This is a genomic window from Azospirillum sp. TSH20, assembly GCF_003115935.1.
Classification (GTDB): domain Bacteria; phylum Pseudomonadota; class Alphaproteobacteria; order Azospirillales; family Azospirillaceae; genus Azospirillum.
In genome coordinates this window covers 1-1,096 of record NZ_LGQU01000218.1, presented here as the reverse complement: position 1 = coordinate 1,096, position 1,096 = coordinate 1, and the positions used below count along the sequence as shown (strand labels likewise).

Annotated in this window: 1 pseudogene; it reads right to left on the bottom strand. The window is 65.7% G+C overall.

From position 1 onward, the window contains the following. A pseudogene (locus tag TSH20_RS34465) lies at positions 1-1,096 on the bottom strand (flagellin); the annotation flags it as partial.

The following is a 1,096-nucleotide window of genomic DNA, read 5'->3' as shown; positions in this document are numbered from 1 at the left end:
AGGTCGACCTTCTTCTCGATGGTCGAGATGCCGTTGCCCTGGTTGTTCGCCGCTTCCAGCAGGCGGCGGTCGACCGTGAAGGACACGACGGTGCCCGACGCGAAGCTCTCCGAGATCTTCTTGGTCAGCGCGTTGGTCGTGCTGGAGGTCAGGGTGAAGTCGCGCACCACGCCGCTCGTGGTGTTGCCGGTCAGCGTGATGGTGCCGCTGCCGCCGATGGTGGCGGAGGCGACATCCTTGCCGGCCAGACGGCCGCTGCCCGAGATGGCGCTCGAGATCGAGTTCGTCAGATTGGTCGCGACGTTCTTGGCGGCGTTCTGGCCGACGGCGACGTCGCCGCTGGTGGCGGTGTAGCTGAAGGTCTGGCCTTCCACCGTGATCGAGAAGATGTCGCCTTCTTCGATGGTGCCGCTGACGTTCACCGTGGAGATCTGGGCCTGCGTCGACGTCGCCGCCTGCGTCAGGTTGGTGGAGGTCGTCTGCGTGTTGTCGAAGTAGGAGGTCGTCCGGCTCTCGTTGCCGTCCGACACGATGATGTCACGGCTGCGGCCGTTGGCGCCGCGCACCTCGATCTGGACGTTGGAGAAGCTGCCCGAGGTGCTGGAAATGGTGCCCGACAGCTTCAGGCCGGTCAGGCCGTGCGCATTCTCGGCCGAATTGATGTCGGAGGTCTTGCCCTCGATCGAGCCGTCGCCCTTGATGCGGATCGAATAGGTGTCCGGCGCCTGCACGTTGGTGACGCGGGCATTGTCGACGCCGACGATGGTGTTGACGGCGGCACGGGACGAGGCGGTGCTGTCCATGCTGAGGCCGTTGCCGGCGATCAGATTCTTACCGCCGTAACCGCTGTCGGCGGCCAGCTTGTCGATCTGTCCGCGCAGCGTGTTGAACTGCGAAGCCAGCGACTTGCGGGTGGCGATGGAGGCGGCATCGTTGCCCAGGGCCGCATAGGCGGCGGTGGTCAGGCCCTTGGCCTGGTCGACCATGGAGTCGATGGCGGTCAGGCCCTTGTCGGCGGCCTGGATGGTGCTGATCGACTGACCCATCGCGTCCTTCAGCGACGTCAGGTCGCCGGCGCGCTGGTTCAGACCCTTGG